We start from the raw sequence: 13,601 nt of genomic DNA, 5'->3' as shown, positions 1-13,601 counted from the left end.
CTGCTCGCCATCGCAGGTCGGCCCGTGACGGCCGGAGTGGCCCTCTCCCCCGGCACGTCCGTCTTCGTACCGGCCGGCGAGACGAACCACCTCACCGGTACGGGCACAGTCTTCCGTGCCACCGTCGTGACCGAGCACGGGCCTGTTTCGCGCCGGTCACAGGAGCACCCCGCAGATAAACATCCGACCTATGTCTTGCGTGACACCCGAATTGACTGACAACATTCCGCTTCACGCGGCCGCGAGTTGTTCATCGTCAGGCAGAGCTCCAATCATTGTGGCCCAGGAGGAAGCAATGAGATCAGGTTGGTCCAGACTCACAGGCACGCTGGCCGTAGCCGCACTGGTGACAGGAGGGTTCGCCACGGTGCCGGCCATCACATCGGTCGCGACGGCCGCCGAAGCCGATTCGAACACGCTCTGGTACGACGAGCCGGCCACCTCTTGGGAGAGTCAGGCTCTCCCGATCGGCAACGGGGCGATGGGCGCCATGGCCTTCGGTGGCGTGCAGACGGAGAAGCTGCAGTTCAACGAGAAGACCCTGTGGACCGGCGGCCCGGGTGCGACCGGCTACAACCACGGAGACTGGACCTCGCCGCGGCCCACCGCGCTGCAGGAGGTCATCGACGAGATCGATGCCAAGGGCCAGGCCACGGACACCTGGGTCGCGAGCAAGCTGGGCCAGACCAAGACCGCCTTCGGTGCCTACCAGACGTTCGGTGACCTCAATCTCACCATGACCGGGCAGGACACGACGTACACGGGCTACCGTCGTCAGCTGAACATCGGAGATGCGACCAGCCAGGTCAACTACACCGACAACGGGGTGACCTACAACCGGGAGTACTTCGCCAGCTACCCGGACAAGGTCATCGTCGGCCGGCTGGGTGCCAGCGAGAACGGCAAGGTGTCCTTCTCCCTGGGCTACTCCTCCCCGCGCACCGATTACACCACCACCGCGTCGGGGGATCGCCTGACCATCGCGGGCACCCTCGCCGACAACAAGCTGAAGTTCGAGGCGCAGGTCCGGGTGATCAATACCGGTGGAACCATGACCGCGGCCAACGGGAAGCTGACCGTCTCCGGCGCGGACAGCGTGGTCTTCGTGCTCGCCGCGGGCACGGACTACTCCGACGTGTACCCGACGTACCGGGGCACCGATCCACACGACGGGGTCACGGACAGGGTGGACGATGCGGCGGCCAAGTCCTACAGCACGCTGAAGACCAACCACACCAACGACTACAAGGCGCTGTTCGACCGGGTCAAGCTCAACATCGGCCAGGTGATGCCGAACAAGGCCACCGACGACCTGCGCGCGGCCTACACCGGCGGTACTTCGGCCGACGACCGGGCGCTGGAAGCGCTGTTCTACCAGTACGGCCGCTACCTGCTGATCTCCTCCTCCCGGGCGGGGTCGCTGCCGGCCAACCTGCAGGGGGTGTGGAACAACTCGACGAGCCCGCCGTGGGCCGCGGACTACCACACCAACATCAACCTGCAGATGAACTACTGGCTCGCCGCACAGACCAACCTCGCCGAGACCACCGAGCCGCTCACCGCCTTCATCGAGGCACTCCAGGCGCCCGGCAAGGTCAGCGCCGAGAAGCTGTTCGGCACCGAGGGCTGGACCGTGCACAACATGACCAACGTGTACGGGTACACCGGGGTCCACAACTACGCGTCGGCGTTCTGGTTCCCCGAGGCCAACGCGTGGCTCGCCTCTCAGCTCTACGACCTGTACTCCTACAGCAAGGACACCACCTACCTGCGGGACCGGGCGTACCCGATCATGAAGAGTGCGGCCGAGTTCTGGTTGGCCAACCTCCACACCGACCCACGCGACAACAAGCTCGTCGTGAGCCCGTCCTACTCGCCCGAGCACGGCTACTTCACCGCGGGCGACGGCATGGCGCAGCAGACGGTCTGGGGCCTGTTCACCGACACCATCGCCGCCTCGACCGCCCTCGGTGTCGACTCGACGCTGCGCACGCAGATCCAGGACGCGCTGGCAGACCTCGACCCGGGCACCCGGGTCGGCTCGTGGGGTCAGCTGCAGGAGTGGAAGGCGGACCTGGACAGCAAGACCGACACCCACCGGCACGTTTCGCACCTGTACGGTCTGCACCCCGGCCACCAGATCAAGGCGGGAACGCCGATGGGTGACGCCGCCAAGGTCTCCCTCACCGCCCGCGGTGACGACGGCACCGGCTGGAGCAAGGCCTGGAAGATCAACTTCTGGGCGCGTCTGCTGGACGGCGACCACGCCCAGAAGGTGCTCGCCGAGCAGCTCAAGGGTTCCACCCTGGCGAACCTGTTCGACACCCACCCGCCGTTCCAGATCGACGGCAACTTCGGCGCCACCTCCGGTATGACGGAGATGCTGCTGCAGAGCCAGGACGGCGACGTGCACGTCCTGCCCGCCAAGCCCTCGGCCTGGGCGACGGGCTCGGTCACCGGTCTGAAGGCGCGCGGCAACGTCACGGTCGACGCGTCGTGGACCGCGGACGGCGGCGCCCAGTTCACCGCCAAGCCGGCGTCCTCCGGTTCGCTGACCCTGCGCAGCGGGATCTTCAAGAACACCTACACGCTGACCGACACCACCACCGGCACGGCCGTGACGGGTACCCGCAGCGGCGACAAGGTCACCTTCACCGCGACCGCCGGCCACTCCTACAAGGCGTCCGGCTCGCTGACCACCACCACGGCGCCCACGGCCGGATCGGGTCCGGTGCGCAACCCGGTGTCGGGCCGCTGCCTGGACATGTCCGGCGGCATCAGCACCAACGGGACGCCCGTGGTCCTGGCCGACTGCACCGACACGGTCTCGCAGGACTGGCGCTACAACAGCACCACGCAGCAGGTCATCGGCAAGGACGGCAAGTGCCTGGACACCAAGTCCGGCTCGTCGGCGGACGGCACGATCGTACAGATCACCACGTGTGACACCGGTGCGAACAAGAAGTGGACGCTCAACGCCAACGGCACCATCTCCGGCATCGGCGGCAAGTGCCTCGACCTCAAGGGGCAGGGCACGGCGGCCGGGACGACGGTCCAGCTCTACACCTGCGGAACCAGCGCCAACCAGAAGTGGGCGACGCCACTGGTCAACCCCGTCTCGAACCGCTGCCTGGAGGGGACCACCTCAGGTACTCAGCTCCAAATCGGCGACTGCAACAGAAGCGCTGCGCAACGGTTCACGCTCAACGGATCCAACGGCACCATCACCGGCAACAGCGGCCTGTGCGTGGACGCCAGCGGAGGCCAGTCGGCCGACGGCACGGCCGTGATCCTGTACACCTGCACCGGCGGTGCCAACCAGAAGTGGACGCTGAATACCAACGGCACTATCTCCGGCATCGGCGGCAAGTGCCTCGACCTCAAGGGTCTCGGTACGGCAGCCGGGACAAAGCTCCAGCTCTACACCTGTGGGGTGAGCGCCAACCAGAAGTGGGTGCTCTGACCGATATGTGATGCGAAGACCGTGTGGCCCGTGTTCCACCACCCAGGTGGGTCACGGGCCACTAGGCGTGTCTGCGGCCCTGCAGAGGGGAGGCGACCGTTTGCCGGATCTCCTGCGGCGATCAGGTCGACTCCTCGATCCGGCAGCTCGTCGACAGCCGCTGGAGCCACGGCGCGCCCCCGCGAACGGGTACCGCTCCCAGTGACCGACCGCGCGTTCGACGGGAGCCCGCGCCGCGCCACATCGCGTTGAACAGGAATCACGACATTGAAAGCAGGATCTTCATTCGTGTCCGATCGACCGCCACCCGTTGTCGTCGAGCACACGGACCGCGACGACCTTGGCCTTCTCGGCCACCCCGTGGGAGGTGCCCGCGATGGTCCCGGCGACGTGAGTACCGTGCCCGTTGCCGTCGTCGGCGCTCCGGTCGCCGTCCACTGCGTCGAAGCCGTGGGGAGGTCTCACGGATGAGCGGTGGTCAGCACTGGAGCTGTTGTTGTCGAAGGGACCCCAGCTTCGATTGAAGCCGGGTGCACAGCGGGCGACGCACTACTGCGCGCTCGCCACATTGCGTCGATAATTGCGCCGTGATGCGCATTCGCAACGCCTGCCCTGATCGCTCGCAACTGACTGCCCATCAGGAAGGTCAGCACTAAGTCAGCATCAGCACCGCACACAGCCGCCCCCAGGCACCACGAACCGCCAAGATCAACAACTCATTACGCCTGGTCCGACCTGCGAAAACCCTGCTCAGCGACCTACCTGCTAATCTCACTAGGAGGTATCCGTGAGGATGCTGATCAACGTCCCGGAGACCGTCGTCGCCGACGCTCTGCGGGGGATGGCCGCGGCGCATCCGGAGCTGACCGTGGACGTGGAGCGGCGGGTCGTGGTGCGGCGGGACGCGCCCGTGGCGGGGAAGGTCGCCCTGGTGTCCGGCGGCGGGTCCGGGCACGAGCCGCTGCACGGGGGCTTCGTCGGGCCCGGGATGCTGGCGGCCGCGTGCCCCGGCGAGGTGTTCACGTCGCCCGTGCCGGACCAGATGGTGCGGGCCGCCGCCGCGGTCGACAGCGGTGCCGGGGTGCTCTTCGTCGTCAAGAACTACACCGGTGACGTGCTGAACTTCGAGATGGCCGCGGAGCTCGCCGAGGACGAGGGCATCCAGGTCGCCAAGGTTCTCGTCGACGACGACGTGGCGGTGACGGACAGTCTGTACACGGCGGGCCGGCGCGGCACCGGGGGCACGCTGTTCGTGGAGAAGATCGCGGGCGCCGCCGCCGAGGAGGGCGCCCCGCTGGAGCGGGTGGAGTCGATCGCCCGGCGGGTCAACGAGCGGTCCCGGTCCTTCGGGGTGGCCCTGAGCGCCTGCACGACCCCCGCCAAGGGCAGTCCGACCTTCGATCTCCCCGAAGGAGAGCTGGAGTTGGGGATCGGCATCCACGGCGAGCCGGGCCGGGAGCGGCGGGCCATGATGACCTCGCGGGAGATCGCGGACTTCGCCGTCGACGCCGTCGTGGAGGACCTGCGCCCGTCGGGGCCGGTCATCGCCCTGGTGAACGGGATGGGCGCGACCCCGCTCCTCGAGCTGTACGGATTCAACGCGGAGGTGCAGCGGGTGCTCGCCGAACGGCAGGTGCCGGTGGCCCGCACACTGGTCGGGAACTACGTGACCTCCCTCGACATGGCGGGGTGCTCGGTGACCCTGTGCGAGGTCGACGAGGAGCTGCTGCGCCTGTGGGACGCTCCGGTGCAGACGCCCGCGCTGCGCTGGGGCCGGTGAGACGGGGGATGACCATGGGGAGCGACATGACGGAGACCATCGGCGCCGGGTTCCTGGTGCGCTGGCTGGCCGCGGTGGCCGAGGACGTCGACCGGGAGGCGGACCGGCTCACCGAGCTGGACTCGGCGATCGGCGACGCCGACCACGGAGCGAATCTGAGGCGGGGTTTCGCCGCCGTGACGGAGACCCTGGCCAAGGAGCCGCCGGCGAGCCCCGGGGCCGTGCTCACGGCCGCCGGACGGCAGCTCATCTCCACGGTCGGCGGCGCTTCGGGACCCCTGTACGGGACGCTGCTGCGCCGCGCCGGGAAGGCCCTGGGCGAGGACGGGGAGGTCACCCGGGAGCGGCTGGCCGAGGCGCTCGGTGCCGGTGTGGCCGCCGTCGCGCAGCTGGGCGGGGCGCAGGTGGGAGACAAGACGATGCTGGACGCGCTCGTCCCGGCCGTGGAAGGGCTGCGGAGCTCGTACGGGGCGGCCCGCGCCGCCGCGGAGGAGGGCGCCCTCGCGACCGTACCCCTCCAGGCGCGCAAAGGCAGGGCCAGTTATCTCGGGGAGCGGTCGATCGGGCACCAGGATCCGGGGGCGACGTCGTCGGCGCTGCTGTTCGCGGCGCTCGCCGACACGGCGGTGGCCGAGGGGGCGGCATGAGCCGGCCCCCTGTCGGCATCGTGCTCGTGTCGCACAGCGCGGCGCTCGCGACGGCGGCGGCCGATCTGGCCCGCGGCCTCGCGTGCGGCGGCGGTGATCTGGCGCCGGTGCTGCCCGCGGGCGGAACGCCGGACGGCGGGCTCGGGACGAGTTCCGAGCTGATCTGCGAGGCGGCGAAGGCCGTCGACCGGGGTGCCGGGGTGGCGCTCCTGGTCGATCTGGGCAGTGCGGTCCTCACCGTGAAGGCGCTGCTCGCCGAGGGCGACGAACTGCCCGAGGGTTCCCGTCTGGTGGACGCGCCGTTCGTCGAGGGCGCGGTCGCCGCGCTGGTGACGGCGAGCGCCGGCGGGGACCTCGACGCGGTGGCGGCCGCGGCCTCGGAGGCGTACGCCTACCGCAAGGAGTGAGCGTCCGCGCCGTGTGCGTGGAGTGACCGAGGGGCCGCGCGGGGTGGTGGCCGTGTTGTGATCCAGCAGGTCAACACATTAATGTCGCAGGGCCTTGGTGTACGGGAAACCGGTGCAGTACCGGTGCGGCCCTCGCCACTGTGATCGGGAGGTCCGGCTCCACCCCTGGGGGGAACACCTCGGGGAAGCCACTGGACCGTCGCGGGAGACCGCGGTGGTGTGGGAAGGCGGAGTCGGGCCGTATGACCGTCAGCCAGGAGACCGGCCAGGGTGCGTTGTCCATCCACGAGGTGCTGGAGAGGGTCTCCCAACCATGCATATAGCCGAGGGGTATCTGCCCCCTGTGCACGCCGCCGCCTGGGGCGTCGCGGCGGCGCCGTTCGTCGCCCACGGGGTGCGCGCGCTGACCCGCGAGGTGCGGTCGAACCCCGAATCCACCCTGTTGCTCGGCGCCTCCGGTGCCTTCACCTTCGTCCTGTCGGCCCTCAAGCTGCCGTCGGTGACCGGCAGTTGTTCCCATCCGACCGGTACGGGTCTGGGCGCGATCCTGTTCCGGCCGCCGATCATGGCGGTCCTGGGGACGATCACCCTGCTCTTCCAGGCCCTGCTGCTCGCGCACGGCGGGCTGACCACGCTCGGCGCGAACGCCTTCTCGATGGCGATCGTCGGGCCCTGGGCGGGGTACGGGACGTACCTGCTGCTGCGGCGGTTCGGTGCGCCGCTGATGGTGGCCGTCTTCTTCGGCGCGTTCGTCGCCGACCTGTCCACGTACTGCGTCACCAGCGTGCAGCTGGCCCTGGCCTTCCCCGACCCCGGAAGCGGTGTGCCCGGGGCGCTGGCCAAGTTCGGCGGGATCTTCGCCGTGACGCAGATTCCGCTGGCGGTGAGCGAGGGCCTGCTCACGGTGCTCGTGATGCGGCTGCTGACCCAGTCCAGCAAGGGCGAGCTGACCCGGCTCGGGGTCCTCGGGCGGGAGCGGACGGAGCGACACGAGGAGGCGGCGGCGCGATGAGCCGGAACGCGAAGATCAACACCCTGCTGCTGCTCGTCGTCGCGGCGCTCGCGGTCCTGCCGCTCGCGCTGGGCCTCGGCGACCACAAGGAGGAGCCGTTCACCGGGGCGGACGCGGAGGCGGAGACCGCGATCACGGAGCTCCAGCCGGACTACAAGCCGTGGTTCAGCCCGCTGTACGAGCCGCCGTCCGGTGAGATCGAGTCGGCGCTCTTCGCCCTTCAGGCGGCCCTGGGCGCCGGTGTCCTGGCGTACTACTTCGGCCTGCGGCGCGGCCGCCGCCAGGGTGCGGCCCGGGCCGAGGCCGAGGCGGCGGGGCCGAAGGGTGCGGCGGAGGCCGCCGAGGCGTCCGGCACCGGTCAGTCCCCGCTCGACCGGCCGGACGCGTAGCGCCGATGCTGCCGATCGACGCGGCGGCGCACAGCAGTCGCTGGCGCCGCCGTCACCCCGCCGAGAAGGCGTTCCTCGGCTTCGGACTGACCCTCTGTGCGGTGGGCCTGCCGCCGTGGCCGGGCGCGGTGCTCGTGGCGGCGGCCACGCTCGCGGTGCTGCTCGGCCCGGCCGGTGTGCCGGGCCGTCAGCTGTGGCGGGCGTTCCGCATCCCGCTCGGCTTCTGTGTCACGGGAGCGGTTCCGCTGCTCTTCGAGGTGGGCGGTGCGCGCGGACTCGTGGCCCTGGCGCCCGGCGGCCCCGCGCACGCGGGCGAGCTGCTGCTGCGGACCGCCTCGGCCTCGCTCGGGGTGCTGCTCTTCGCCTTCACGACGCCGGTGTCCGATGTGCTGCCCCGGCTCGTGCGGGCGGGTGTGCCGGCGCCGGTGGTGGACGTGGCGCTCGTGATGTACCGGATCATCTTCCTCCTGCTGGACTCGATGACGAAGATCCGACAGGCGCAGGCGGCCCGGCTCGGGCACACCACCCGGGCCGCGACCTGGCGTTCGCTCGCCGGGCTCGGCGCGACGACGTTCGTCCGGGCCTTCGACCGGGCGCAGCGTCTGCAGTCGGGGCTCGCGGGGCGCGGTTACGACGGGACGCTGCGGGTGCTGGTGCCCGCCTGCGCGGTCTCCCGGCGGTTCCTCACGGCGACGGGCGTGCTCCTCGCGGGGCTCGTCGTCCTCACCCTCGTACTGGAAAGGTTCCTTCCGTGACGTCTCCGACCCCCGTCGTGGAGCTGGTGAAGGCGGGTTTCGCCTACGAGGACGGGCCCGCGGTCCTGTCGGACGTGGACTTCGCGGTGCCGGAGGGGCGGGCCATCGCCCTCCTCGGCCGCAACGGCAGCGGCAAGACGACGCTGCTGCGGCTGCTCAGCGGGGGGTTGCGGTGCGGGAGCGGGTCGCTGCTCCTGGACGGGGCGGAGGTGGCGTACGACCGGAAGGGGCTGACCCGGCTGCGGACCACGGTGCAGCTGGTCGTGCAGGATCCGGACGACCAGCTGTTCGCGGCGTCGGTCGGGCAGGACGTGTCGTTCGGCCCTATGAACCTGGGGCTCCCGGACGAGGAGGTACGGCTCCGGGTGCGGGAGGCCCTGGAGGCGCTGGACATCGTGGCCCTGGAGGACCGGCCGACGCATCTGCTGTCGTACGGGCAGCGGAAGCGGGCCGCGATCGCGGGCGCCGTGGCGATGCGTCCCCGGGTGCTGATCATGGACGAGCCGACGGCCGGGCTGGACCCGCACGGGCAGGAGCGGCTGCTGGAGGCCCTGGAGCGGCTCCGGGAGGCGGGGACGACGGTGGTGATGGCGACGCACGACGTGGATCTGGCGCTGCGGTGGGCCGACGAGGCGGCGGTGCTCTCCCCCGCCGGTCTGCGCACCGGCCCGGTCGGCGAGCTCCTCGCGGACGACGCCCTGCTGACCGCGGCGCGCCTGCGCCGGCCGTGGGGGACGTCGGTGGCGCGCCTGCTGCGCGCTCACGGTCTGCTGGGCGCGGACGCGGCGGAGCCCCGGACGCCGGAGGACCTGGACGCGTGGGTGACCGCGGAGGTGGCGGGGCCCGGCCGCCCGTCCTGAGCGTCCCGCGTCGCGCGGAGGACTTGTTACCGAGTAGTACACATCACTCCCCGATTCTTCTGCAACTAGTTGCAGAAGGTGCGCGGGGTCGCCTAGAACTGAGGTCGACGACCCCTGCGCGAGGAGACGCTCCCATGACCCCGTACCCGCACCTGCTGAGCCCGCTCGACCTCGGGTTCACCACCCTGCCCAACCGGGTGATCATGGGCTCGATGCACGTCGGCCTGGAGGAGACCGAGCACGGTTTCGAGCGCATGGCCGCCTTCTACGCCGAGCGCGCCCGCGGCGGCGTCGGCCTCATCGTCACCGGCGGCATCGCGCCCAACGAGGCCGGCCGCCCCTGGGACGGCGGCGCCAAGCTGACCACGGCCGAGGAGGTCGCCGAGCACCGGCTGATCACCGACGCCGTGCACGCCGAGGGCGGCCGGATCGCGATGCAGATCCTGCACTTCGGCCGCTACGCCTACCACCCCGCCCTTGTCGGCCCCAGCCCGCTCAAGGCGCCCATCAGCCCCTTCGTGCCGAACGAGCTGACCGACGCCGAGGTCGAGCAGACCGTCGAGGACTACGCGCGCTGCGCCGTACTGGCCAAGGAGGCCGGCTACGACGGCGTCGAGGTCATGGGCTCCGAGGGCTACCTCATCAATGAGTTCATCGCCGCCGCCACCAACCAGCGCACCGACCGCTGGGGCGGCTCGTACGAGAACCGGGTCCGCTTCCCGCTGGAGATCGTCCGCCGGATCCGCGAGCGCGTCGGCGAGGACTTCATCCTCGTCTACCGCCTCTCCATGCTGGACCTCGTCCCCGGCGGCTCCACCCTGGAGGAGGTCGTCCAGCTCGCCAAGGAGATCGAGGCCGCCGGGGCGACCATCATCAACACCGGCATCGGCTGGCACGAGGCGCGCATCCCCACCATCGCCACCTCCGTGCCGCGCGGCGCCTACACCTGGGTGACGAAGAAGCTGATGGGCGCGGTCTCCGTACCGCTCGTCACCTCCAACCGCATCAACACCCCCGAGGTCGCCGAGGAGATCCTCGCCGACGGCCGCGCCGACCTGGTCTCGCTGGCCCGCCCGTTCCTCGCCGACCCCGCCTTCGTCGCCAAGGCGACGGCCGGCCGCGCGGACACCATCAACACCTGCATCGGCTGCAACCAGGCCTGCCTCGACCACACCTTCAACCTGAAGATCACCTCCTGCCTGGTCAACCCGCGCGCCTGCCACGAGACCGAGCTGGTCCTCTCCCCCACCCGCCTCGCCAAGCGCGTCGCGGTCGTCGGCGCGGGCCCGGCCGGACTCTCCTGCGCGGTGTCCGCGGCCGAGCGCGGCCACTCCGTCACCCTCTTCGACGGCGCCGCCGAGATCGGCGGCCAGCTGAACATCGCCAAGCGGGTGCCGGGCAAGGAGGAGTTCGACGAGACGCTGCGCTACTTCCGCGTCCAGCTCGCCGAGCACGGCATCGACGTCCGCCTGAACACGTACGTGTCCGCCGCCGACCTGGAGGGCTACGACGAGGTCGTCGTCGCGACCGGTGTCACCCCCCGCACCCCCGGGATCGCGGGCGAGGACCACCCGAGCGTCCTCAGCTACCTCGACGTGCTCCGGGACGGCGCACCGGTCGGGGACCGGGTCGCGATCATCGGCGCGGGCGGCATCGGCTTCGACGTCGCCGAGTTCCTCACCGACGGCGGCGAGGGCGCGAGCCAGGACCCCGAGACGTACTTCCGCCAGTGGGGCGTCGACACCTCGTACGAGAACCGCGGCGGACTGCGCGCGCCCGAGCGGAACGCGCCGCCGCGCCAGGTCCACCTGCTCCAGCGCAAGAGCACCAAGGTCGGCGCCGGCCTGGGCAAGACGACCGGCTGGATCCACCGCACCGAGCTCAAGCACCGGGGCGTCACCATGGTGGCCGGCGTCTCGTACGAGCGGATCGACGACGCGGGCCTGCACGTCACGATCGACGGGGAGCCGCAGCTCCTGCCCGTCGACACGGTGGTGCTCTGCGCGGGCCAGGAGCCGCGCCGCGACCTGTACGAGCAGCTGGTGGCGGCCGGCCGCTCCGCGCACCTCATCGGCGGCGCGGACGTCGCCGCCGAACTGGACGCGAAGCGGGCCATCGACCAGGGCACCCGGCTCGCCGCCGCCCTGTGACGGCGGCACCGTGATCACCGTGGCCGGCCGAACCTAGGATGCGAGCATGTCCCTCCCGCACGCGATCCTCACCGCGCTGCTCGAAAAGCCGTCCTCCGGCCTCGAACTGACGCGCCGCTTCGACAAGTCGATCGGCTACTTCTGGTCGGCCACGCACCAGCAGATCTACCGCGAGCTCGGGAAGCTGGAGCAGGCGGGGCACATCCGCGCCCTGCCCGCTCCGGTGCCCGCGCGGGGACAGAAGAAGGAGTACGAGGTGCTGCCCGCCGGCCGGGCGGAGCTCGGCGACTGGGTCGGCAGGACCGAGGACCCGAAGCCGCTCCGTTCCTCCCTGCTGCTGCGGATGCGGGCCGCCGCCATGGTCGGGTCGGCGGGGCTGCGGGCCGAGCTGGAGCGCCATCTCGTGCTGCACCGGCAGCAGCTGGAGAAGTACCTCGCCATCGAGGCCCGGGACTTCCCGGCGGAGCGCCGCCGCACCGAACCGGACCGGCTGCGCCACCTCGTCCTGCGGGGCGGCGTGGACCTGGAGCGGTTCTGGGTGGAGTGGCTGACCGGCGCGCTGGCCGAGCTGGGTCCGGCGGAGCACTGAAGGCCCGGCCGCCCGGGGCTGGGGCACGCGACGGGGCCCGCACCGGCGTGGATACTGGTCAGTTGTAGTTCCACGAAACGAAAGGGCGGGTATGGCCGACGACTTGGGGCACCGCGCGACACGTCACGCGGTGGTCATCGGGGGAAGTCTCGCTGGACTGCTTGCCGCTCGGGTACTCGCCGAGCACGCCGAGAAGGTGACGGTCGTCGAGCGCGACCGCTACCCGGAGGGGCCCGTCGCACGGCCGGGGGTCCCGCAGGGCCGGCACCTCCACGTCCTCATCGCGGGCGGGCAGCAGGCGCTCGACGAGCTGCTCCCCGGCTTCATGAAGGAGCTCGGGGAGCTGGGCGCGCCCAAGGTGGGCGTCCCGGAGGACATGGTCCAGTGGCAGAACGGCAAGTGGTACATCCGCAACTCCGCGACCGCGCACTTCTACACCGGACCGCGCCCCCAGCTGGAGTGGCTGGTGCGGCAGAGGGTCCTCGCCGACCCGCGCATCGAACTGGTCGAGGGCCACGAGACGGTGGGCCTGACCGGCGACTCCTCGCGCGTCCGGGGCGTCCGCCTGCGGGAGCGCGGCGCGGGCGGCGAGAAGGAGACGCGCGTCCTGGACGCCGATCTCGTCGTGGACGCCTCCGGGAGGTCCACGAAGGCCGCCGACTGGCTCGCGGGGATCGGGGCGGAGGCCCCGCACGAGGAGACCCTCGACACGGGTCTCGCCTATGCCACCCGGGTCTACCGGGCCCCGGAGGAGGACCCGCACAGCGACGCGCGCGGCTACTACATCGTGCCCAACCCCGAGCAGGTGTACGGCGGTGTGGTGCTGCCCCTCGGCGACGGGCGGCACCTGGTCACCCTGTCCGGGCTGCGCGGTGACGAGCCGCCGACCGAGGAGGGCGCGTTCGAGGAGTACGCGAAGCGGCTGCCGCACCCGGTGGTCAGCGACTGGCTGTCCCGGGCCGAACCGGAGTCCCCGGTGTACGGCTTCCGGAAGACCGCCAACATCCGGCGCAGGTACGACCGTCCGGGCCGCCGCCCGGCCGGCTTCCTCGCCACCGGCGACGCGCTCTGCGCCTTCAACCCCATCTACGGGCAGGGCATGGCCGTCGCCGCGCTCAGCGCGGTCGCGCTGCGCCGGGCGCTGGCCGACCCGAAGCGCACCCCGACCACCCGTCTGGTGCAGCGGGCGCTGTTCGACGCCTCCAAGCAGGCCTGGGACATCTCGGCGGGCGCCGACAAGAAGATGCCCGGCGCCACCGGTGACGCGGTGCGGCCGGGGCCGATGGACAAGGCGGTCGGCTGGTACCTGGGCCGGGTCACGGAGAGGGCGCCGGGCGACCCCGCCGTGGGGGCTCCGTTCCGCGCGGCGCTCACCCTGACCGCCCCGCTGTCGGTCCTGTTCTCCCCGGCGGTGGCCAAGGCGGTGCTGTTCGGGCCCGTGGCGGAGACGCCGGCCGAGCCGCCGCTCCACCGCGGCGCACAGGGCCTGTCCGGCGGATCAGGGTCGGACAGGCCCTAGGGCCGAACGGGTGAGGGCGGCTCCCGGGTG

At 71.2% G+C, this 13,601-nt stretch carries 11 protein-coding genes, 2 pseudogenes and 1 riboswitch; of the genes and pseudogenes, 12 read left to right on the top strand and 1 reads right to left on the bottom strand.

Annotated features, from left to right (window positions below):
• Both IE237_RS41145 and IE237_RS37815 read left to right on the top strand, forming a co-directional pair.
• Nucleotides 1-219: pseudogene (locus IE237_RS41145) on the top strand (hypothetical protein); the annotation flags it as partial.
• 148 nt (nucleotides 220-367) lie between these two features.
• Nucleotides 368-3,463, top strand: a complete 3,096-nt coding sequence (locus IE237_RS37815; protein ID WP_189806734.1) for a glycosyl hydrolase family 95 catalytic domain-containing protein — start codon at nucleotides 368-370, stop codon at nucleotides 3,461-3,463.
• A gap of 306 nt (nucleotides 3,464-3,769) precedes the next feature.
• On the opposite strand, the pseudogene IE237_RS37810 reads toward IE237_RS37815, so the two are convergent.
• A pseudogene (locus IE237_RS37810) lies at nucleotides 3,770-3,931 on the bottom strand (S8 family serine peptidase); the annotation flags it as partial.
• 319 nt (nucleotides 3,932-4,250) lie between these two features.
• On the opposite strand from IE237_RS37810, the gene dhaK reads away from it, so the two are divergent.
• From dhaK to IE237_RS37760, 10 genes are all read left to right on the top strand, one after another.
• Nucleotides 4,251-5,243, top strand: coding sequence for a dihydroxyacetone kinase subunit DhaK (dhaK, locus tag IE237_RS37805; RefSeq protein WP_189806733.1), 993 nt, complete (start codon nucleotides 4,251-4,253; stop codon nucleotides 5,241-5,243).
• Between the two features lie 26 nt (nucleotides 5,244-5,269).
• Nucleotides 5,270-5,890 (top strand): dihydroxyacetone kinase subunit DhaL, encoded by a 621-nt coding sequence (dhaL, locus tag IE237_RS37800; RefSeq protein ID WP_189806732.1) that lies wholly within the window; start codon nucleotides 5,270-5,272, stop codon nucleotides 5,888-5,890.
• Nucleotides 5,887-6,297, top strand: coding sequence for a PTS-dependent dihydroxyacetone kinase phosphotransferase subunit DhaM (locus IE237_RS37795; RefSeq protein WP_189806731.1), 411 nt, complete (start codon nucleotides 5,887-5,889; stop codon nucleotides 6,295-6,297). The genes dhaL and IE237_RS37795 overlap by 4 nt, the downstream gene beginning before the upstream one ends.
• Nucleotides 6,298-6,375: 78 nt before the next feature.
• Nucleotides 6,376-6,581, top strand: a riboswitch (cobalamin riboswitch).
• Nucleotides 6,582-6,610: 29 nt separating this feature from the next.
• The gene (locus IE237_RS37790) at nucleotides 6,611-7,309 is read left to right on the top strand and encodes an energy-coupling factor ABC transporter permease (RefSeq protein WP_189806730.1); all 699 of its coding nucleotides are present in this window, start codon (nucleotides 6,611-6,613) and stop codon (nucleotides 7,307-7,309) included.
• On the top strand, nucleotides 7,306-7,698 hold the full coding sequence (locus IE237_RS37785; RefSeq protein ID WP_189806729.1) for an energy-coupling factor ABC transporter substrate-binding protein: 393 nt from the start codon (nucleotides 7,306-7,308) through the stop codon (nucleotides 7,696-7,698). The genes IE237_RS37790 and IE237_RS37785 overlap by 4 nt, the downstream gene beginning before the upstream one ends.
• A gap of 5 nt (nucleotides 7,699-7,703) precedes the next feature.
• On the top strand, nucleotides 7,704-8,453 hold the full coding sequence (gene cbiQ / locus IE237_RS37780) for a cobalt ECF transporter T component CbiQ (RefSeq protein WP_189806728.1): 750 nt from the start codon (nucleotides 7,704-7,706) through the stop codon (nucleotides 8,451-8,453).
• Nucleotides 8,450-9,313: an ATP-binding cassette domain-containing protein gene (locus IE237_RS37775; protein ID WP_189806727.1), complete on the top strand. Its 864-nt coding sequence runs from the start codon at nucleotides 8,450-8,452 to the stop codon at nucleotides 9,311-9,313. The genes cbiQ and IE237_RS37775 overlap by 4 nt, the downstream gene beginning before the upstream one ends.
• Nucleotides 9,314-9,447: 134 nt before the next feature.
• Entirely contained in the window at nucleotides 9,448-11,463 is a 2,016-nt protein-coding gene (locus tag IE237_RS37770) for an NADPH-dependent 2,4-dienoyl-CoA reductase (protein ID WP_189806726.1), read from the top strand.
• 46 nt (nucleotides 11,464-11,509) lie between these two features.
• Nucleotides 11,510-12,052 carry a PadR family transcriptional regulator gene (locus tag IE237_RS37765; protein WP_189806725.1) on the top strand — a complete coding sequence of 181 codons (543 nt, stop codon included), beginning with the start codon at nucleotides 11,510-11,512 and terminating at the stop codon, nucleotides 12,050-12,052.
• A 91-nt stretch (nucleotides 12,053-12,143) separates the two neighbouring features.
• Nucleotides 12,144-13,571 carry an NAD(P)/FAD-dependent oxidoreductase gene (locus IE237_RS37760; RefSeq protein ID WP_189806724.1) on the top strand — a complete coding sequence of 476 codons (1,428 nt, stop codon included), beginning with the start codon at nucleotides 12,144-12,146 and terminating at the stop codon, nucleotides 13,569-13,571.
• The last annotated feature ends 30 nt before the right edge of the window (nucleotides 13,572-13,601 follow it).

Origin of the sequence: Streptomyces tanashiensis (genome assembly GCF_014648895.1) — a bacterium.
GTDB lineage: Bacteria > Actinomycetota > Actinomycetes > Streptomycetales > Streptomycetaceae > Streptomyces > Streptomyces tanashiensis.
The sequence above is the reverse complement of the archived record's forward strand: the minus strand, read 5'-3'. Positions and strand labels throughout refer to the sequence as shown.

Excerpts from the sequence above, each read along its gene's own strand:
- dhaL (WP_189806732.1), top strand. The coding sequence starts at position 5,270 with ATGACGGAGACCATCGGCGCCGGGTTCCTGGTGCGCTGGCTGGCCGCG.
- IE237_RS37795 (WP_189806731.1), top strand. The coding sequence starts at position 5,887 with ATGAGCCGGCCCCCTGTCGGCATCGTGCTCGTGTCGCACAGCGCGGCG.
- IE237_RS37790 (WP_189806730.1), top strand. The coding sequence starts at position 6,611 with ATGCATATAGCCGAGGGGTATCTGCCCCCTGTGCACGCCGCCGCCTGG.
- IE237_RS37785 (WP_189806729.1), top strand. The coding sequence starts at position 7,306 with ATGAGCCGGAACGCGAAGATCAACACCCTGCTGCTGCTCGTCGTCGCG.
- cbiQ (WP_189806728.1), top strand. The coding sequence starts at position 7,704 with ATGCTGCCGATCGACGCGGCGGCGCACAGCAGTCGCTGGCGCCGCCGT.
- IE237_RS37770 (WP_189806726.1), top strand. The coding sequence starts at position 9,448 with ATGACCCCGTACCCGCACCTGCTGAGCCCGCTCGACCTCGGGTTCACC.
- IE237_RS37765 (WP_189806725.1), top strand. The coding sequence starts at position 11,510 with ATGTCCCTCCCGCACGCGATCCTCACCGCGCTGCTCGAAAAGCCGTCC.
- IE237_RS37760 (WP_189806724.1), top strand. The coding sequence starts at position 12,144 with ATGGCCGACGACTTGGGGCACCGCGCGACACGTCACGCGGTGGTCATC.